This is a genomic window from Citrobacter sp. wls714 (assembly GCF_005281025.1).
Lineage (GTDB): Bacteria > Pseudomonadota > Gammaproteobacteria > Enterobacterales > Enterobacteriaceae > Citrobacter > Citrobacter werkmanii.
Genome location: NZ_SZWZ01000045.1, coordinates 32021 through 50332, shown reverse-complemented (window position 1 = coordinate 50332; position 18312 = coordinate 32021). Strand labels below are relative to the sequence as shown.

The 18312-nt window shown below is 50.7% G+C and carries 20 protein-coding genes and 1 riboswitch; of the genes, 10 read left to right on the top strand and 10 right to left on the bottom strand.

The features are described from left to right. Window positions 1-101: 101 nt before the first annotated feature. A complete protein-coding gene (htpX, locus tag FDX11_RS10555) occupies window positions 102-983 on the top strand; it encodes a protease HtpX (RefSeq protein ID WP_003034964.1) in 882 nt (293 codons plus the stop codon). Window positions 984-1026: 43 nt separating this feature from the next. Here the strand turns inward: htpX and FDX11_RS10550 are convergent, their stop codons facing one another. Next, window positions 1027-2400 (bottom strand): MFS transporter, encoded by a 1374-nt coding sequence (locus FDX11_RS10550; protein ID WP_137371183.1) that lies wholly within the window; start codon window positions 2398-2400, stop codon window positions 1027-1029. Between the two features lie 174 nt (window positions 2401-2574). On the opposite strand from FDX11_RS10550, the gene kdgR reads away from it, so the two are divergent. After that, on the top strand, window positions 2575-3366 hold the full coding sequence (kdgR, locus tag FDX11_RS10545; RefSeq protein WP_137348904.1) for a DNA-binding transcriptional regulator KdgR: 792 nt from the start codon (window positions 2575-2577) through the stop codon (window positions 3364-3366). A gap of 112 nt (window positions 3367-3478) precedes the next feature. On the opposite strand, the gene FDX11_RS10540 is transcribed toward kdgR, so the two are convergent. Continuing rightward, window positions 3479-3718 (bottom strand): YobH family protein, encoded by a 240-nt coding sequence (locus FDX11_RS10540; protein WP_061381163.1) that lies wholly within the window; start codon window positions 3716-3718, stop codon window positions 3479-3481. 164 nt (window positions 3719-3882) lie between these two features. On the opposite strand from FDX11_RS10540, the gene mgrB reads away from it, so the two are divergent. From mgrB to rlmA, 6 genes are all read left to right on the top strand, one after another. Then, the gene (gene mgrB / locus FDX11_RS10535) at window positions 3883-4026 is read left to right on the top strand and encodes a PhoP/PhoQ regulator MgrB (protein WP_003034977.1); all 144 of its coding nucleotides are present in this window, start codon (window positions 3883-3885) and stop codon (window positions 4024-4026) included. A 74-nt stretch (window positions 4027-4100) separates the two neighbouring features. Then, on the top strand, window positions 4101-4385 hold the full coding sequence (locus tag FDX11_RS10530) for a YebO family protein (RefSeq protein ID WP_061381164.1): 285 nt from the start codon (window positions 4101-4103) through the stop codon (window positions 4383-4385). Between the two features lie 637 nt (window positions 4386-5022). Continuing rightward, window positions 5023-5166 (top strand): DUF2627 domain-containing protein, encoded by a 144-nt coding sequence (locus FDX11_RS10525; protein WP_006684179.1) that lies wholly within the window; start codon window positions 5023-5025, stop codon window positions 5164-5166. 12 nt (window positions 5167-5178) lie between these two features. Continuing rightward, the gene (cspE, locus tag FDX11_RS10520) at window positions 5179-5388 is read left to right on the top strand and encodes a transcription antiterminator/RNA stability regulator CspE (protein ID WP_001062678.1); all 210 of its coding nucleotides are present in this window, start codon (window positions 5179-5181) and stop codon (window positions 5386-5388) included. A 219-nt stretch (window positions 5389-5607) separates the two neighbouring features. After that, window positions 5608-7353 carry a peptidoglycan glycosyltransferase FtsI gene (ftsI, locus tag FDX11_RS10515; protein ID WP_061381165.1) on the top strand — a complete coding sequence of 582 codons (1746 nt, stop codon included), beginning with the start codon at window positions 5608-5610 and terminating at the stop codon, window positions 7351-7353. Between the two features lie 63 nt (window positions 7354-7416). Then, window positions 7417-8226, top strand: coding sequence for a 23S rRNA (guanine(745)-N(1))-methyltransferase (gene rlmA / locus FDX11_RS10510; protein ID WP_137397875.1), 810 nt, complete (start codon window positions 7417-7419; stop codon window positions 8224-8226). Here rlmA and mntP read toward each other — a convergent pair. The 5 genes from mntP to manX form a co-directional block, all read right to left on the bottom strand. Further along, entirely contained in the window at window positions 8223-8789 is a 567-nt protein-coding gene (gene mntP, locus FDX11_RS10505) for a manganese efflux pump MntP (protein WP_020996621.1), read from the bottom strand. The genes rlmA and mntP overlap by 4 nt on opposite strands. Window positions 8790-8924: 135 nt before the next feature. Next, window positions 8925-9024, bottom strand: a riboswitch (yybP-ykoY riboswitch). Window positions 9025-9221: 197 nt separating this feature from the next. Continuing rightward, entirely contained in the window at window positions 9222-9680 is a 459-nt protein-coding gene (locus FDX11_RS10500; RefSeq protein WP_042307852.1) for a DUF986 family protein, read from the bottom strand. 60 nt (window positions 9681-9740) lie between these two features. Beyond that, a complete protein-coding gene (locus tag FDX11_RS10495) occupies window positions 9741-10592 on the bottom strand; it encodes a PTS mannose transporter subunit IID (protein WP_003833769.1) in 852 nt (283 codons plus the stop codon). A 12-nt stretch (window positions 10593-10604) separates the two neighbouring features. Beyond that, window positions 10605-11405, bottom strand: a complete 801-nt coding sequence (locus tag FDX11_RS10490) for a PTS mannose/fructose/sorbose transporter subunit IIC (RefSeq protein WP_005122174.1) — start codon at window positions 11403-11405, stop codon at window positions 10605-10607. 58 nt (window positions 11406-11463) lie between these two features. Then, complete coding sequence (manX, locus tag FDX11_RS10485) at window positions 11464-12426, bottom strand: PTS mannose transporter subunit IIAB (RefSeq protein WP_005122176.1); 963 nt, start codon at window positions 12424-12426, stop codon at window positions 11464-11466. 262 nt (window positions 12427-12688) lie between these two features. Here manX and FDX11_RS25735 point away from each other — a divergent pair, with 262 nt between their 5' ends. Together FDX11_RS25735 and yoaE are read left to right on the top strand one after the other, a co-directional pair. Then, window positions 12689-12898: a hypothetical protein gene (locus tag FDX11_RS25735; protein WP_072014731.1), complete on the top strand. Its 210-nt coding sequence runs from the start codon at window positions 12689-12691 to the stop codon at window positions 12896-12898. Next, window positions 12886-14445, top strand: a complete 1560-nt coding sequence (gene yoaE / locus FDX11_RS10480) for a CNNM family cation transport protein YoaE (RefSeq protein WP_079223760.1) — start codon at window positions 12886-12888, stop codon at window positions 14443-14445. The genes FDX11_RS25735 and yoaE overlap by 13 nt, the downstream gene beginning before the upstream one ends. Window positions 14446-14450: 5 nt before the next feature. Here the strand turns inward: yoaE and FDX11_RS10475 are convergent, their stop codons facing one another. The 3 genes from FDX11_RS10475 to FDX11_RS10465 all read right to left on the bottom strand — a co-directional run bounded on the left by FDX11_RS10475 (window position 14451) and on the right by FDX11_RS10465 (window position 18309). Then, complete coding sequence (locus FDX11_RS10475) at window positions 14451-16052, bottom strand: EAL domain-containing protein (protein WP_061381168.1); 1602 nt, start codon at window positions 16050-16052, stop codon at window positions 14451-14453. 130 nt (window positions 16053-16182) lie between these two features. Beyond that, the gene (gene sdaA, locus FDX11_RS10470) at window positions 16183-17547 is read right to left on the bottom strand and encodes an L-serine ammonia-lyase (RefSeq protein WP_042307858.1); all 1365 of its coding nucleotides are present in this window, start codon (window positions 17545-17547) and stop codon (window positions 16183-16185) included. Window positions 17548-17730: 183 nt separating this feature from the next. Next, a complete protein-coding gene (locus tag FDX11_RS10465) occupies window positions 17731-18309 on the bottom strand; it encodes a CoA pyrophosphatase (protein WP_137397874.1) in 579 nt (192 codons plus the stop codon). Between the last annotated feature and the right edge of the window lie 3 nt (window positions 18310-18312).

The window sequence follows — 18312 nt, the reverse complement described above, 5'->3', positions numbered from 1 at the left end:
TGGTGACTTAGCACCTATGGATGCTTGAAAATAGCCATAAGACCCATACGATATGGGTAATCGCATAGTGCGTTTTGTTAAATTGAGGTTAAAAGAAAATTATGATGCGAATCGCGCTCTTCCTGCTGACGAACCTGGCTGTGATGGTCGTTTTCGGGCTGGTATTGAGCCTGACAGGGATTCAGTCAAGCAGCGTTCAAGGCTTGTTGATCATGGCACTGCTGTTTGGTTTTGGTGGTTCCTTCATTTCGCTGCTGATGTCCAAATGGATGGCGTTAAAGTCCGTTGGCGGGGAAGTGATCGAACAGCCCCGTAATGAAAGAGAACGCTGGCTGATGAATACGGTAGCGAATCAGGCCCGCCAGGCCGGTATTGCTATGCCGCAGGTTGCAATCTACCATGCGCCAGATATTAACGCGTTTGCTACCGGTGCGCGCCGGGATGCTTCGCTGGTGGCTGTGAGTACTGGCCTGTTGCAAAACATGAGCCCGGACGAAGCCGAAGCGGTTATCGCGCACGAGATCAGCCATATTGCCAATGGCGATATGGTGACCATGACCCTCATTCAGGGTGTGGTGAACACCTTCGTTATCTTTATTTCCCGTATTCTGGCGCAAATTGCCGCCGGGTTTATGGGCGGTAACCGCGATGAGGGCGAGGGCAGCAACGGCAACCCATTAATCTACTTTGCGGTGGCGACGGTGCTGGAACTGGTGTTTGGTATTCTGGCCAGCATCATTACCATGTGGTTCTCACGTCACCGTGAATTCCATGCGGATGCCGGTTCTGCCAAACTGGTCGGTCGTGAGAAGATGATCGCCGCGCTGCAGCGTCTGAAAACCAGCTATGAGCCGCAGGAAGCGACCAGCATGATGGCGTTCTGCATCAACGGTAAATCTAAATCGTTGAGTGAGCTGTTTATGACTCACCCGCCGTTGGATAAGCGTATTGAAGCGCTGCGTAGTGGGGAATACCTGAAGTAACCTGCGGAAGTCCAGAAGAAGCGCGTCGTCAGACGCGCTTTTTTTATGCCTGAACGCGCGGCTGCGTGATACGTAAGCCGCTCACTATGGCGGCAGCCGTTGCCAGTACACCCGCGGTTATTAGCGACATATGTGTTCCGCTGTCACCAAACTGATTGAGCATTAACGCCACCAGCGCCGCGCCGGTACTTTGCCCTAACAAGCGCGCGGTCCCCAGCATCCCGCTTGCTCCGCCGCTGCGTTCACGTGGTGCAGAGGTGATGATGGTGTGGTTATTCGGTGACTGGAATAGACCAAAGCCCGCGCCGCACAATATCATCGGCCAGATAATATTAAAATCGGAGGGCGCAGAGGGGAGTAGCACCAGGGCAAATAATCCGCTTGCCATCACGCCCATACCCAGTGCACCCAACAATCCCGCGTGGACGCGTTCGATAAGATATCCGGCCAGCGGCGCCATCACCATGGTTGCCAGCGGCCATGGGGTCAGTAGTAGTCCTGTTTCGACTTCGCTACGACCGAGCACGGTTTGTAGAAAGAAGGGCAGAGAAACCATCGCCAGCATTTGTGCGCTGAATGAACAGATTGACGTGCAAATCGAGAGTGAAAACAGCGGAATACGTAGCAGGTCAACCGGTAATAACGGTACCGGCAACGCCAGCTGGCGGCGGATAAAGAAAAAACCGACCACGATAAGCGCCACAAGCTCGGCACCAATCAGTTTTAGCGACTGTCCTTGCGCGAACCCACTGAGTGCTGTAATTAACAAGCCAAACGTTAAGGCATTCATTACCGCACTGGGCAGGTCAAAGCGTGGTTTATTGCTGCGGGATGAATTTGGTGGCAGAAAGCGCATGGCCAGCAGCAGGGCAATAATCCCCAGCGGGACGTTAATCAGAAACAGCCATTTCCAGGACGAGATAGAGAGGATCGCCGCGGCAATGGTGGGTCCTGCCGCTGAGGAGACCGCCACGATGAAGGAGTTGATTCCCATCCCCCGGCCAAGCTGACGCTGGGGATAAATAAGTCTAATTAAAGCTGTATTCACACTCATCAGCGCCGCACCGCCAAACCCCTGAGCCACACGAGCCAGAGTTAGCATTTGTAGCGAGTCTGATAAAGCACAGAACAGCGAGGCAAGCAGGAATACGACGAGACCACACTTATAAATGCGTCGATAGCCAAACATATCACCCAAAAAGGAGAGTGACAGCAGTGAAACGACAATGGCGATTTGATAGGCGTTAACGATCCAGATTGAGCTGGCGGGTGAAGCCTGAAGGTCGGTAGCAATCGTCGGAAGCGCCACGTTAGCTATTGCGCCGTCGAGTACTGCCATAGAGATGCCAATAACAATGGTTAAAATTGCACCATATCGCTGGGGCAATGGCAGGCCATCAGCCTGAATTTTTTCCATAAGGGGTCATTTTATCGGGAATGATGATGAGAATAATAATCTTAGCATTGATATACAGGCGTTAGGTCGCAGATTTGTAACTAAGTAAGCAAAGAGCGATTGCGAGGGCAGGTTCGTGAAATTATAATAAAAACCGGTTCTGATTTTTATAAAACACTCGTAATGAGGTGATAAATGGCAATCGCAGATCTGGATAAACAACCTGATTCTGTATCTTCCGTGCTGAAAGTTTTTGGCATCCTGCAGGCGCTGGGTGAAGAGCGCGAAATTGGTATTACCGAGCTGTCGCAACGCGTCATGATGTCAAAAAGCACCGTTTATCGCTTTTTGCAGACCATGAAAACGCTGGGTTATGTGGCACAAGAAGGAGAGTCAGAGAAATACTCTCTGACCCTGAAATTATTCGAGCTGGGTGCGCGCGCGTTACAAAACGTTGATCTGATCCGTAGTGCTGACATCCAGATGCGTGAACTTTCACGTTTGACCAAAGAGACCGTACACCTTGGTGCGCTGGATGAAGACAGTATCGTCTACATTCATAAAATCGACTCCATGTACAATCTGCGTATGTATTCCCGCGTCGGTCGTCGTAACCCATTGTACAGCACGGCTATTGGTAAAGTTCTTCTGGCATGGCGTGACCGCGAAGAAGTGAAGGAAATTCTTGGCGGCATCGAGTATAAACGCAGCACCGACCGTACTATCACGAATACTGATGAATTGCTGGTACTGTTAGATAAAGTGCGTGAACAGGGGTACGGCGAAGATAACGAAGAGCAGGAAGAAGGCCTGCGCTGCATCGGTGTTCCGGTGTTTGACCGTTTTGGCGTGGTGATCGCGGGCTTGAGTATTTCATTCCCGACGCTGCGCTTTTCGGAAGAACGTTTACACGAATATGTGGCGATGCTGCATACGGCAGCGCGTAAGATTTCTGAACAAATGGGCTATAACGACTATCCGTTCTAATCAGAAAAATTGCCTAAGTGCAAAACCCCAGGTATTGCGTACCTGGGGTTTTTTAATGAATAAAATTAGCGCTATTTTGCGCAAATAGCATAGAGAATGTACTACCGCTATCTTAACCGTTATCGATAACGACAGTACTTTTGCGTAATACAGGGCAATCTGAAAGGCCAATAAGGCCGCTGTTTGTGTGGACATATTGTGCGGTGCTGGTCCCGCGAGCGGTCAGATATTGGCATTGCAGACCCAGACCGGCCGCATTCTCTTTACTCCCAATCAAAACTCCATAGCCGCTCAGTAATAAACCGATCCAAACCAGAGCTAACAACACAATAGCGCGGATTATCAGACGCATTACAACCTCTTATCTTTTCTCGTTATTAGTAGATTAGCCTGTACATGGGCTGAAACAAGTCAATCATTCCTAAAAAGATGGAATGCCGTTACAGTTAACGCTGGGTTTAGGTAACGCATGATAATTTATAGACATAAGATGTAGAGTCGAAGAGTGGAGCTGGAGTGAAAAAAATACGCTGGGTGGTACTGATTGTTGTCGTGCTGGTATGCATATTGATGTGGGCGCAGGTGTTTAACATCATGTGCGATCAGGACGTACAATTTTTCAGCGGTATTTGTGCCATCAATAAATTTATTCCCTGGTAAGCGCATTTTTACAACAGTTGATTACCTTCTTGTGCGGCAGTGGTAAACTACGCTGTCTACATTGAGGTGGTGAAATGAACGAAGTTTTGAATTCTGGCGCGTTGAGTTTTGCGTCTTTAGCGGTATCGGTGGTGGTTTTGGTTGTTGGGCTTGTGTTGTGGTTTTTCATTAATCGGGCAAGTTCGCGTACTAACGAGCAGATAGAATTGCTTGAAGCATTGTTAGACCAGCAAAAAAGACAGAACGCATTACTCCGTCGCCTTTGTGAAGCTAACGAACCAGAAAAAGCGGCAGAACCTGCAGCGGTCACCGCGAAGGATGACGATGATGATATCATCCGCCTGGTAGCTGAGCGCTAAAAACAGTATGTCAGGATGAAGGTCTGCTGATGCTGTGCGCAGATACTTCATCCTGTCGTCAACATGTCAGATCATTTTCTTCTGCTCTGCCCGCGTAATTAGCGCTCCGGAGTCGCCTGTAATCTGAGTATTTTCAGATACTCTAACCAATTAATATCTTATGTCCGGTCTGTTATAAATATATTTTGCCATACGTTAAAAATATGATTATGTCATTTTTGTGATAACGATCGTCTTATTAACAGCGAAACGTTTCTCTTACTTTTTTTGTGCATTGTCATCATTCTTTCATTATTTTGGTGCAAAAACAGAAGGCGGATCTCATTTTTACGCTTGTGACATTTTATGCATTACTAAGCATAAAAAATGATATCCGCCAGACCCTGTGACAGATAACCTGGAACAACCGAAGCTATTGAGCTATGGTAGAAATGTCCCTGTGACGGTGCAAGCCTGACGGGGCAAGGGGAGAGAGGTGACAATATAACTCTGCTCGGTCTGGCGCATAACTGTGCAGTCGTTGTTTGATGAAAGACAGGATTTGTGCGACCGATCGAGACACGTTTAAAAATGGCTTGCCATTATTTACGTTGTATGTGATAACACGTTTTGGGTTAAACGAGGTACAGTTCTGTTTATGTGTGGCATTTTCAGTAAAGAAGTCCTGAGTAAACACGTTGACGTTGAATACCGCTTCTCTGCCGAACCTTATATTAGTGCCTCAAGCAGTAATGTCTCAGTTTTATCTATGTTATGCCCACGGGCGAAGAAAATACTCTAAGGAATTTTGCAAATGGCAAAGATTAAAGGTCAAGTTAAGTGGTTCAACGAGTCTAAAGGTTTTGGCTTCATTACTCCGGCTGATGGCAGCAAAGACGTGTTCGTACACTTCTCCGCTATCCAGGGTAACGGCTTCAAAACTCTGGCTGAAGGCCAGAACGTTGAGTTCGAAATTCAGGACGGCCAGAAAGGTCCGGCTGCTGTTAACGTAACAGCTATCTGATCGACACCACTGATTTGATGCGCTCATGCGCAACCATCTCAGATATAAAGCCTCGCTTATGCGGGGCTTTTTAATTCAAATTACGTCAAAATATTTCTGAAAGCCCATCCATTAGCGCTTTGTTGCAAAGGCGTGATGTTCGTAGCATAGTTTTCCCCGCATTCTCGCAGCATTTCTCGTTAAATCAGACACCTGAAAAACTATCATGCGGGAGTCCAGGTGAAAAAGAAAAACGACATAGATGCGCGCAATTTTACTCCCGTACGTTTTGCCCTGCTTTGTGTGGCGATATTATTAAGTCTGGGATTGCTGCTGGGTCGGGTGGCGTGGCTACAAATTGTCACGCCGACAACTCTGGTAAAACAGGAAGACATGCGTTCGTTACGCGAGGTAACCATAGCCTCGCCACGCGGAATGATTACCGACAGAGAAGGGCGACCGCTGGCGGTAAGTGTCCCGGTGAATGCCGTCTGGGCAGATCCTAAAACCATTATTAGCAAGGGTGGCGTGGGCTACAACGAACGTTGGCAGGCGTTAGCAAAGACTCTGAACATTTCGCTCAGTTCTCTGGCTGAGCGCGTTAACAGTAATCCTGCGGGACGCTTTATTTATCTGGCGCGCCAGATCTCACCTCAGCAGGCTGAGTGGGTCGATAACCTTAATCTTCCGGGGATCAATCTGCGTGAAGAATCCCGTCGCTTTTATCCCGCCGGACATGTTGCGGCTAATCTCATTGGTTTCACTAATATTGATGGCCAGGGTATTGAAGGTCTGGAGAAAAGCTTCAATAGCCAGTTGATGGGCAAACCCGGCTCCCGTCTGGTCCGTAAAGACAAATTTGGTCATGTCATCGAAAATATCACCGAAGTGATGCCGGTGCCTGCACACGAATTACAACTCAGTATTGATGAGCGTTTGCAGACGGTTACCGAAGACGCGCTGGATAATGCCGTGACGTGGAATAAAGCGGAGTCAGGGGCAGCTGTACTGGTCAATATCGCTACTGGCGAAATTCTCTCCATGGCAAGCTTCCCCGATTTTAACCCCAACAATCGTGACGGCGCGGTACTGGATGATTTTCGTAACCGTGCCATTAGCGACACCTTTGAACCCGGCTCAACCGTTAAGCCGCTGGTGATTATGACCGCGCTCCAGCAGGGGATTGTGCAACCGGACAGCGTAATTGATACCCATCCTTTTAATGTCGACGGACATCGTATTCGTGACGTCGGATTTTACCCTGAGCTGTCGCTTACCGGCATTTTGCAGAAATCAAGCGATACGGGTGTATCACACCTGTCGTTAGCTATGCCTGTGCAGAAATTGCTGGATACCTATAAGCGTTTTGGTTTTGGCGATCCAACCGGGTTGGGATTAACTGGTGAAAGCAGTGGTTTAATGCCCCAACGCCGCTACTGGAGCGATTTGGATCGCGCGACCTTCGCATTCGGTTATGGACTTATGGTGACGCCGCTCCAGTTGGCGCATGTCTACGCCACCATCGGTAGCTTTGGCATCTATCGGCCTCTTTCTATAACGCGTATTGATCCGCCGGTAATAGGAACGCGGGTGATGCCGGAGGCACTGGTTCATCAGGTTGAACATATGATGGAAAGCGTTGCGTTACCCGGCGGTGGGGGAACTAAGGCGGCGGTCAGGGATTATCGGGTTGCGGTAAAGACCGGGACGGCGAAAAAAATCGGTGATGATGGTAAATATGTTGATAAATACGTGGCCTATACGGCAGGCGTTGCGCCAGCGAGTGACCCGAAATTCGCGTTAGTCGTGGTTATTAATAATCCACAAAACGGTGCTTACTACGGGGGGGCTGTCTCCGCGCCGGTATTCAGCCAGATTATGGGAGATGTCCTGCGCCTGGAAAATGTTAAGCCAGACGGCATGCCTGCCGACTCCGATCATCTGCTGGTGATGCATGGCGACAGTGGATCCTCGCCAGCGCTGTAAGTTATTTTCCCGGGGCGCAATTCGCGTTACACTTGCGCCCTCAAATCACCTGCCGGAGTTGTCATGTCGTTTTCCTGTCCTCTTTGCCACCAGCCTCTTACTCAAACGAAAAACAGTTTTATTTGCCCTGAGCGGCACCAGTTTGACGTGGCGAAAGAAGGGTATGTCAACTTACTGCCAGTTCAGTATAAGCGGTCGCGCGATCCGGGTGACAGCGCTGAGATGATGCAGGCGCGCCGGGCGTTTCTTGATGCCGGACACTATCAACCACTGCGCGACGCGATTGTGAAGGTGCTCACAGAGAGGCCAGGTTCAGCGAACGCGGCGATTCTGGATATCGGCTGTGGAGAAGGGTATTACACCCATGCCTTTGCCGATACGCTGACTGGCGGCAAAACCGTTGGCCTCGACGTCTCTAAAGTGGCGATTAAGGCCGCAGCCCGCCGTTATCCGCAGGTCACCTTTTGCGTGGCTTCCAGCCATCGTCTGCCGTTTGCCGATGCGTCCATGGATGCCATCATCAGGATCTACGCGCCCTGTAAAGCGCAAGAGCTGGCTCGCGTGGTTAAACCGGGTGGATGGGTAATCACCGCCACACCAGGGCCGCGGCATTTAATGGAGCTGAAAGGGCTGATTTATGATGAGGTGCGTTTGCATGCGCCACATACCGAACAGCTGGAAGGTTTTGTTCTGCAGCAGAGTATTGCGCTGGGCTATCAGATGCAGCTCCAGGGCAGCGAAGCCGTTGCATTACTGCAAATGACACCGTTCGCCTGGCGGGCAAAACCGGAAGTGTGGGAAACGCTGGCAGGAAAGACGAAGTTTGACTGCCAGACAGATTTTAGTATTCATATCTGGCAGCGCCTGAATTAACCGTGGAAGTGTGCCCAGAGGATCTGGGCTCCGATACCAATCAGTACCACCCCGCCCAAAATTTCAGCTCGTTTGCCCAGCATCGGACCAATAAAACGACCGATCATCATGCCGAGCGTGGACATAATTAACGTGGCGCAGCCGATGGCCAGCGCAGTCGCAATGATGTTAACCTGCAGGAATGCCAGACCCACCCCGACGGCCATCGCATCGAGACTGGTGGCAATGGCGGTGGTGACCAGCAGCCAGAATCCATGACGGCGCTGCGGCTCTTCATCTTCATCACCGTTGTCGCGAAAACCTTCGATTATCATTCGCCCACCTAAGAAAATCAGCAGAATGAAAGCGATCCAGTGGTTCCACTCCAGTACAAATTTGCTGGCCAGCATACCCATACCCCAGCCAATCAGCGGGGTCAGGGTTTCAACTGCGCCGAAAATAAGACCGGTGCGCAGCGCTTCAGAAAATTTGGGTTTATGCAGAGTGGCACCTTTGCCAATTGACGCAGCGAAAGCATCCATCGACATGCCAAAAGCGAGAAGTACAGTAGCGGTGAGATTCATAACAGCGTCCTGACCGGGGTATCCATAAAACACATCACTGCCCCCAGTAACCATGCATACAGATTGAAAACACGAAATATATCGTGCCATTCAGGTATGCATTGCAGTTGATGTGCCTATGGTCTCGCCTGACTGAAACTGTATGTTCAGTCCGTACGCGCCACGTTTTTCAACGAGTATGTTGACACGTACATTTCCGGAGTCTGGAAATCGGCTACTCCCCAACGACGGGCGCAACCTTAACATATTTTGAGAATATAAAACAAGAAACAGGGAAATAATATTTGACTTTTAATTGAAAACGATTTTCATTTAGATTTATTTATAAATAGAACGTTAAAATAAATAACATTACGGGCGGGGTAATATAGCCTTAGCTATGTTTTGTTTTCATTAATATATGAAAAACATAGTTCAGGCTATCTTGTTAACTTACTGATTTGAAATAAGAAGCTTATATATTTTTTCGAGGTCGTCTATATTTCGTACGCGAACAAGCAATCTACGCTGTTCTAATTGCATCACCAGCACGCCGTCTTCTGATAAATTCATCTCTTTAATGCGGTTATATTCAATCCAGACGTTAGCAAAGAAAAAACCTTTTTGCTTGAAGATGATTTTCGGCGTACGGATCCAGAACAGATACAACCCCATCAACACCAGTGCACATAATAACCATGTGGTGAATTGCGCCCCGTGGCTGGTGACGTTGTTGTAGATAAGAATAGCTACCAGGCCAATGAAGATAACACTGTCAACACGGCTGCGAGGAAGCAGGGCGACCGTCAGCAGAGTAGGGCCATTACGGCGGGGCATGATGAACTGATCGTAAATGGCATACGCCAGCAGCGAAAAGATAAAAAGAACCAGCACCAGGTCCGTGATAGTCATGAATCCTCAACCCTCTAAATAGAAAAACCGGGGGCAAGCCCCCGGTGATGTACAACAGTCTTACAGGCCGAGCAGGCCGACAGCGTAGCCCGCGATACCGATGACGAAGAAGCCAACGATAATCCACAGCGGGTTCACTTTCTTACGCAGTAGCCACATACAAGCGAAAGTCAGCAGCAGAGGAACCAGGCCCGGCATCAGCTGGTCAAGGATAGTCTGCACGGTGGTAACGCGAGTCTGGCCATCCTGACCGGTGATAGTGGAGACCACCAACGGGATGTTCACGTGCGTCCACTTGTTAACCAATGCCCCCATGACAAACAGGCCGAGGATTGACGCCCCCTCAGTCAGTTTCTGCAGGAAGCCGCCGCCCATATCTTTAACGATATCGACACCTTTACGGTAGCCGTATGCCACACCGTAGTAACGGGTAGCCAGACGCACCAGGTTAAACAGGATGAAGAACAGCAGTGGCCCAAGCAGGCTGCCGCTCATCGCGATACCTGCACCAAGCGCGGCAAATACCGGACGTACGGTACCCCAGAAGATTGGATCGCCAACGCCTGCCAGCGGTCCCATCAGACCCACTTTGATACCGTTGATAGCACCATCGTCAATCTCTGCGCCGTTGGCACGCTGCTCTTCCATCGCCAGCGTAACGCCCAGCACAGGTGCGGCTACGTACGGATGGGTGTTAAAGAATTCCAGGTGACGCTTAATAGCCTGCTTACGTGCATCGTTGTTTTCCGGGTACAAACGGCGGATAGCCGGTACCATGGAGAAACAAAAACCCAGCGCCTGCATACGTTCGAAGTTCCATGAACCCTGAAACAGGTTAGAACGAATGAACACGCCACGAATGTCACTCGGAGTGAGTTTTTTCTCGGTGGTAGTTTTAGTCATATCAACCATTTCGCTCACCTGCTAGTCCAGTTCGTTATCAAGATCGTTGTTACCAGCTGCCTGAACTGGCGCACCGGCGACGCGGTTATATTTCGGGCTCAGCTGAATGTAGAGGATTGCCATCACAGCGCCAATCACACCCAGAGCAACCAGGTTGAAGTTAGTAAATGCCGCGGTGACGAAGCCGAGATAGAAGAACGGCATCAGGTAGCCCGCGCGCATCATATTGATGACCATCGCATAACCAACCACTACGATCATGCCACCTGCGATGTTCAGGCCGCCGGTGACGACTTCCGGAATGGCGTTGAGCATGCTCTGAACTTCACTGGTACCTACAGAAATCGCCACGATTACCGCCGGGATAGCGATACGCATAGCCTGCAGGAACAGTGAGGATACGTGCAGCCAGGAGAGCGCCGTCAGGTTGCCGTTTTCGGCTGCCTTATCCGCTGCGTGCTGGAATGCTACGGTGATGGTACGAACGATGATGGTCAGAACCTGGCCTGCTGCTGCCAGCGGGATAGCCAGCGCGATACCGGCACCAATACTTTGGTGACCCGCGATAACCAGAACGGTAGAGATAATTGACGCCAGTGCGGCATCTGGTGCAACCGCAGCACCGATGTTCATCCAGCCCAGGGCGATCATTTCCAGGGTACCACCGATGATAATACCGGTTTTCATATCCCCGAGAACGGCGCCAATAAGCGTACAGGCTACCAACGGACGGTGGAACTGAAATTCATCGAGTACCGACTCCATACCCGCGATACATGCGACGATGAACACCAGCACAATCTGAAGAGTGGTAATCTCCATTGTACTTCTCCTATTGCTATACAGACTTAAGTGTGAAAACTAAGTAAATGCCAGGGAATTATTTCGCCTTGGCAATCAAATCCATCATTTTCAGTTTCTGATCGGTTGAAACTTTACGCGCTTCGAGCTCAATACCGCGTTCGTTGAGTTTTTTGAAGGCTTCGATGTCTTTTTCATCAACAGAAATTGCGTTGTTTACCTGGGTTTTACCCTGACGGAAAGCCATACCGCCAATGTTTACAGAGGTAATTTTCACACCACCTTCAACGATACGTTCCACATCGGTCGGGTTGGTGAACAACAGCATCACACGCTCGCCTGCATATTTCGGGTTGTTGTAGACGCGGATCATTTTCGCGACATCAACCACATGCGCCGTCACACCCGGAGGTGCTACCTGAGTCAGCAACGTTTTACGCACGGTATCGGCGGCAACTTCATCGCTGACGACGATAATGCGCGTTACGTTGGTTTCTTTGGTCCAGCGAGTGGCTACCTGACCATGAATTAAACGGTCATCGATACGCGCCAGGCCGATCTGCATATAATCGTTGGGGCCCATCGGTTTCGCCGGTGCTGCTGCTTTGGGTGCCGCAACGGGGGCAGGAGCGGCTTTTTCCACTGGTTTCGCTTTCAGCGCTTTCACGCCTTCGCTACCGGTTTCAACGGCCAGTGCCACTAATTCATCGAAGCTCGGGTTGTCATCACGCGCCATGAAGGTCTCGACCAGCATGGGAATGTTCACACCGGCGATAACTTCGTAATGCTCTTTATCGACGACAATGCGGCTCGCAGCGTTAAACGGGCTGCCTCCCCATGTGTCAACGAGAAACAGCACGCCTTTACTGGTATCGAGTTTTGCCAACTGAGCGTTGTACTTTTCGATCAGCGTTTCGGCATTTTCACCTGGAACGAAATCGATCCAGCCGACATTTTCCTGCTCGCCTAACAGCATCTCTGCTGTCTTAAGTAACTGCTCTGCAGCCCAACCATGTGTGCCTATTACAATAGCAATGGTCACTTGCTACCTCCTTTATTATCGTTAACACATCAACGTGAAGATGTATTTGAATCGTCGTCCGCAATCGAATCGATTCAGATAAGGGTTACAAAGAAAAACCTATGATTTTCGTGAATTATTTTAGATATCGAAAAAAATATTTTATGTGATGAAGATCCGTAATTTAACTTCCGATGAAAAGAAATTTCGAAGGGTAAAATATCTCCGAAACAACTTATTGCAAAGGAAGGTAAATCTTTGCTAAAAACCGGTTGTCTCTGTTATGTTTAGCATCTGTTTAATTACTCAGGAGTATAGGGCAGTAGCCCACCATATGGATCGTCACCGACGTCATTTCACCCTCAGGCCGCTTTGCGCCTGTCAGATTGGCACTTTTTGCCACAAATTTTCTCTGCATAATGCTTTAACGCCTGAGATCCTCAGCGCGCAGTTTGGTCATTCCTTAAGCAGGAGCTTGTCATGGAATTATTAATGGACCCGCAGATTTGGGTGGGTTTGCTCACGCTTGTCGTTCTCGAAATTGTTCTGGGTATTGATAACCTGGTCTTCATTGCGATCCTGGCTGATAAGCTGCCGCCGAAACAGCGAGATAAAGCGCGTTTAATCGGTTTATCACTGGCACTGATTATGCGTCTGGGCTTGTTGTCCGTGATTTCGTGGATGGTGACGCTGACAAAGCCGCTGTTCACGGTAATGGACTATGCGTTCTCAGGGCGCGATCTGATTATGCTGCTGGGCGGTATCTTCCTCTTGTTCAAGGCTACGACAGAGCTGCATGAGCGGCTTGAAAACCGTGAACATGATACCGGGCAGACGAAAGGGTATGCGAGCTTTTGGGTTGTCGTAACGCAGATTGTCATCCTCGATGCGGTGTTCTCGCTGGATGCGGTGATTACTGCGGTCGGTATGGTCAACCATCTGCCGGTCATGATGGCGGCGGTCGTGATTGCTATGGCCGTGATGCTGCTGGCGTCCAAGCCGTTGACGCGATTTGTGAACCAACATCCGACGGTGGTGGTGCTGTGTCTGAGCTTCCTGTTGATGATTGGTCTGAGTCTGGTTGCCGAAGGGTTTGGCTTCCACATTCCGAAAGGCTATCTGTATGCGGCGATTGGCTTCTCGATCATTATCGAGTTGTTTAACCAGATTGCGCGTCGTAACTTTATTCGCCACCAGTCGACACTACCGCTGCGTGCACGGACTGCCGATGCAATCCTGCGTCTGATGGGGGGTAAACGTCAGGCCAGCGCGCAGATGGAATCCGACAATCCGGTACCTGTGCCCGTTCCGGAAGGCGCATTCGTGGAAGAAGAACGCTATATGATCAACGGCGTACTCTCCCTGGCCTCGCGTTCATTACGTGGCATTATGACGCCTCGTGGCGAGATTAGCTGGGTTGATGCGGACCTGAGCGTAGCGGAAATTCGTGAGCAATTGCTTTCGTCACCGCACAGCCTGTTCCCGGTATGTCGCGGTGAGCTGGACGAAATTATCGGTATCGTCCGTGCCAAAGAACTGCTGGTAGCGCTGGAAGAGGGTGTGGATGTGGCGGCGATTGCCTCTGCTTCTCCGGCTATCGTGGTCCCGGAAACGCTGGATCCGATCAATCTGTTAGGTGTTCTGCGTCGTGCCCGCGGCAGTTTCGTGATCGTCACTAACGAATTTGGTGTCGTGCAGGGGTTGGTTACTCCGCTGGACGTATTAGAAGCTATCGCCGGTGAGTTCCCGGATGCCGATGAAACGCCTGAAATTATTGCTGATGCAGGCGGTTGGTTGGTGAAAGGCGGTACCGATCTGCATGCGTTGCAACAGGCGCTGGACGTGGATACGCTGGTGAATGAAGACGAAGATATCGCGACGGTGGCAGGTTTAGTCATCGCGGCTAACGGTCATATTCCACGCGTCGGCGATGTTATCGAGGTTGCGCCGCTGAGCATTACGATTGTCGAAGCGAATGACTATCGTGTGGATTTAGTTCGCATTGTTAAAGAACAACCCGCTCACGACGAAGACGAGTAACCGGGCTAGCGAAACGGCATAACGGGCATACTATGTCGCCCGTTATGCCGGGCGGGCGGCGGGGTGCTGCCCGCCAGCCATTTTGGAAAATCGCGGAGCGGCATTGGCTTCGCATACAGAAAACCTTGCAATAAATGTACACCGTGCCGGCGCAAATGCTGTGCCTGCGCCTGCGTTTCAACCCCTTCTGCCACCAGTTCTATATTCAGTCTTTTTCCCAGCGCGATGATGATGTCTGTAACGGTTGAGTTCACGGCATCGGTACCGATCGCAGAAGTAAATGATTTATCAATTTTCAGTACATCCGGGCGGAGTTTTTCCAGCCAGGAGAGCGAGCTGTTGCCGGTGCCAAAATCGTCAATCGCCAGTTTTACGCCAAGGCGATTTAGCTCGCGTACAATCCGATAATCCACATCCAGTAACGCATCTCGTTCGGTAAGTTCGATGACTAACTGCTGAATGGGATGCTGGCTAAACCAATACTGGTTGAGATCTTTTAACAGCGTGCCATGGCGAAAATGGCTGGCGGCGACATTGATCCCGATATGAAACTGACTGCTCATGGGGAATACGTGTCGCTGCTGAATGGTTTCTGCGATGACATGACGCGTCAGGGGCACGATCAGGTTGTGCTCCTCGGCGATGGGAATAAACACTTCGGGAGAGATCCAACCCTGACGCGGATTATTCCAGCGTAAAAGGATTTCCACCCCCATGCATTGCTGCGTTTGCGCATTGAGCAGCGGCTGGCAGAACAGCTCGAATTCTCGGGCGGCAAGGGCCAGATTAATCTCCCAGGAGAAACTCATTCTGTTGGCGGTTGCCAGCCACGCCAGGTACCCCATTAACAGACTGAGGATCACCGCCAGCGGCAGCTGTGTGGGCAGATGCTTAATCGCCAGTTCGCTGGCGCCCGGACCGGTAACGCTGATAGTAAACGGGAAATGCTGTGATGAAAGCTGGTAGCGTTTTTCATTCTTTAGCTCAGGTAGCGTATCGACAACACCTTGTCCGTAGAGCAGATGGCGATTGCCGACGCTTAAGCTGGCATGGGTGATTTGTGGCGGTTGGGGTTCAAGCAGCATCGACGACAATAAATCAATATTAACGATCTCCAGCACGCCATCTTCACCATCGGCAGAGGATGGATACCATTGCGCCAGAATCGGGCTGCCTTTAATTAGCGAATGGTCGGTAGACAGCAGCAGCTGCGGCTCCCGGCTGGGTAATTCAGGCTCCAGTTGACGAACAGGCACATTGCGATAACCAAAAATACTGGAGCAATACAGAATCCCGCTTTGAATAAGGCTGATAGAGCGTACCGTTTGCAGCCTGGCAGCATGCTTGCTCAGCGGTAAACGCGCAACTGAGCAGGGAAGACCAATCAATGGCAACAGCACATCGCGTCCGGTCTGTAGGGGCAAAAGTACATGATCCAACTCTTCAACGGCGTGGTTGGCAAAGGTTACGGTATTCCGATGATTTAAATTACGCTCCGAAATAAATCGGGCCGTTAAAGTGAGGATAAGCGTCAGTAGGGCACATAGTGTGCAAACAATTAAGCGATTCCGGCGATAGTTTTTAATGATCCGTTGTGCTGTATGCATGCGGGCCGCCCGATAAGCCGTTGGTCACAAAAGCCAAAAGCAACAGAGCAAGTGTAGTGGGGAAAATTACAGTAGACGAGGAAGGGGAGATAAATTCGCCCATCCGTCGCAGATGGGCGAAAATTAAGTATTAGTCACATTGAACTTTGATTGCCAGACCACCACGTGACGTTTCGCGGTATTTGGCGTTCATATCTTTACCCGTTTCGTACATGGTCTCAATGACTTTATCCAGCGAGACGCGTGGCGCACTGGTACGGCGCATTGCCATACGTGCGGCGTTAATCGCTTTCACGGAAGCAATGGCGTTACGTTCGATGCACGGAACCTGAACCTGACCGGCAACCGGGTCACAGGTTAAACCGAGGTTATGCTCCATACCGATTTCTGCCGCAACACACACCTGTTCAGGACTTGCACCCAGCAGTTCAGCCAGACCGGCAGCCGCCATGGAGCAGGCCACGCCCACTTCACCCTGACAACCTACTTCTGCGCCGGAGATTGAGGCGTTCATTTTGTACAGCGCGCCAATTGCACCGGCCGCCAGGAAATAGCGGGTGTAGATATCCGGGCTGACGGACTCAATGAAATGATCGTAATAAGCAAGGACCGCAGGCACGATACCGCAGGCACCGTTAGTTGGCGCAGTGACAACGCGACCACCCGCGGCGTTTTCTTCGTTAACAGCCAGCGCAAACATGTTCACCCAGTCGATTACGTTCATCGGATCGTTGGAGAGCTTGTCGCTGGAGACCAACATACGACGCAGGGCAGAGGCGCGACGCGGAACGCGTAGCGGACCTGGAAGCACACCTTCGGTGTTCATCCCACGATCGATACAGGCCTGCATGGTTTGCCAGACATGGCCAAAGTACTCTTCAATCTCTTTTTTGCTGTGCAGAGCAAGTTCGTTCTGCATCGCCATGCCAGAGAGAGACAGGCCGGTGCTGTTGCAGTATTCCAGCATTTCGGTCGCGGATTTGAACGGATAAGGGACGCTGACCTCGCCCGCGGTATCCTGACCAAAATGTTCTTCATCAACGATGAATCCACCGCCGATTGAGTAGTAGGTTTTGCTATAAATGACGGTTTCGCCATTGTACGCATGGATCTGCATGCCGTTTTCATGCAGCGGCAGGTTGCCGTTGTGAAAACGCATTCCGTCATTCTGCGGGAAATCCACTTCGTGTTGACCCTGCGCAAGCAGCAGGCGTCCACGCGTTTCTACGTCGCGGATAAATCCGGGAATGCTGTCAATGTCCACGGTAGCAGGCTCGTTGCCCGCCAGACCCATAATAATGGCGATATCGGTGTGGTGACCTTTACCCGTGAGCGACAGTGAACCATACACGTCGACGGCAACACGAGTAACGCTGTCCAGTAATCCTTTTTCGACCAGGTCATCGACGAACTGTTTACCCGCCTTCATAGGCCCTACGGTATGGGAAGATGAGGGACCAATCCCCACCTTAAACATGTCGAATAGACTAATCACGATAATACTCCTACAGGGCGACTGGGCTTTCCAGTAACGATGTTATAACTGCGCATAGTGTAAGAGGGAACGCGGCGATCGGCTTAACTATTCACATGAATTAAACTAATAGATAACCGCGGTTTTACTAATGTTGTGACCTGAGTTTCAAGTTGTCTATGGCGTGCGTAAAGATAAGTATAGTCAGGGCTTGACGCCAATTTGCAGAGCCAGCTCACGAATTATTCCGGCGGTCATTCCCCAGACGAAATATTGCTCATACCAGGAAAGCCAAACGCGGTGTGAATCACCACGGCGATAAATATCAAGCGGATGGTAACGCCCTAAATGCAGAGCCTGCGCCAGCGGCATTTCAAACACCGCGGAAACCTCATCTTCACTGGCGCGATACGGCAGATTAGGCGGGATAATGCCGACGACCGGGGTAACCTGGAAACCGGTGACGCTGTCGACCGGCGGCAGGACGCCGATCACCTCAACGCATGACGGCGGAATTGCCACTTCTTCATGCGCCTCGCGAAGGGCGGCGGCGATCAACGAGGCATCAGTGCTGTCCACCGCGCCGCCGGGAAAGGCGACCTGGCCGGCATGTTTGCGTAGATGAACGGATCGCTGGGTTAGCAGCAGACCCGGCTGTGGTCGGCGGACGACTGGGATCAGTACGGCCGCCTGACGCTGGTTTAACGCGGCATGAGTGACCTGCGGGCGCAGGAGTTGGAAGCGCGATAAAAAATCATCAAGCGTCAGGCTGCTGTATTCCACGTG

Excerpts from the sequence above, each read along its gene's own strand:
- htpX (WP_003034964.1), top strand. The coding sequence starts at position 102 with ATGATGCGAATCGCGCTCTTCCTGCTGACGAACCTGGCTGTGATGGTC.
- FDX11_RS10550 (WP_137371183.1), bottom strand. The coding sequence starts at position 2,400 with ATGGAAAAAATTCAGGCTGATGGCCTGCCATTGCCCCAGCGATATGGT.
- kdgR (WP_137348904.1), top strand. The coding sequence starts at position 2,575 with ATGGCAATCGCAGATCTGGATAAACAACCTGATTCTGTATCTTCCGTG.
- FDX11_RS10540 (WP_061381163.1), bottom strand. The coding sequence starts at position 3,718 with ATGCGTCTGATAATCCGCGCTATTGTGTTGTTAGCTCTGGTTTGGATC.
- FDX11_RS10530 (WP_061381164.1), top strand. The coding sequence starts at position 4,101 with ATGAACGAAGTTTTGAATTCTGGCGCGTTGAGTTTTGCGTCTTTAGCG.
- FDX11_RS10525 (WP_006684179.1), top strand. The coding sequence starts at position 5,023 with ATGTGTGGCATTTTCAGTAAAGAAGTCCTGAGTAAACACGTTGACGTT.
- cspE (WP_001062678.1), top strand. The coding sequence starts at position 5,179 with ATGGCAAAGATTAAAGGTCAAGTTAAGTGGTTCAACGAGTCTAAAGGT.
- rlmA (WP_137397875.1), top strand. The coding sequence starts at position 7,417 with ATGTCGTTTTCCTGTCCTCTTTGCCACCAGCCTCTTACTCAAACGAAA.
- mntP (WP_020996621.1), bottom strand. The coding sequence starts at position 8,789 with ATGAATCTCACCGCTACTGTACTTCTCGCTTTTGGCATGTCGATGGAT.
- FDX11_RS10500 (WP_042307852.1), bottom strand. The coding sequence starts at position 9,680 with ATGACTATCACGGACCTGGTGCTGGTTCTTTTTATCTTTTCGCTGCTG.
- FDX11_RS10495 (WP_003833769.1), bottom strand. The coding sequence starts at position 10,592 with ATGGTTGATATGACTAAAACTACCACCGAGAAAAAACTCACTCCGAGT.
- FDX11_RS10490 (WP_005122174.1), bottom strand. The coding sequence starts at position 11,405 with ATGGAGATTACCACTCTTCAGATTGTGCTGGTGTTCATCGTCGCATGT.
- FDX11_RS25735 (WP_072014731.1), top strand. The coding sequence starts at position 12,689 with ATGTTTAGCATCTGTTTAATTACTCAGGAGTATAGGGCAGTAGCCCAC.
- yoaE (WP_079223760.1), top strand. The coding sequence starts at position 12,886 with ATGGAATTATTAATGGACCCGCAGATTTGGGTGGGTTTGCTCACGCTT.
- FDX11_RS10475 (WP_061381168.1), bottom strand. The coding sequence starts at position 16,052 with ATGCATACAGCACAACGGATCATTAAAAACTATCGCCGGAATCGCTTA.